A 208-nucleotide genomic window follows, 5' to 3' on the forward strand; every position below is an offset into this window, starting at 1 on the left:
CGAGAGTACCGACATCTTTCTTGGTTCAGAGAATATTCCCACAGAGCGCTACCTGAGTCGCGAATTTCACGACAAGGAAGTGGAGCACATGTGGAATCGCACCTGGCAGGCCGTGTGCCGGGAAACTGAAATCGGTCGCCCTGGTGATTTCTTTACCTACGATATCGCGCGCTATTCGATTGTTGTCACCCGCACCGAAAGTGGCGCC

At 53.8% G+C, this 208-nt stretch carries 1 pseudogene; it reads left to right on the forward strand.

Going from position 1 to position 208, the window contains the following annotated elements:
* Window positions 1-208, forward strand: a pseudogene (locus A3709_RS24000) (aromatic ring-hydroxylating dioxygenase subunit alpha); the annotation flags it as partial.

The organism is Halioglobus sp. HI00S01, assembly GCF_001635445.1.
Taxonomy (GTDB): Bacteria; Pseudomonadota; Gammaproteobacteria; order Pseudomonadales; family Halieaceae; genus Halioglobus; species Halioglobus japonicus.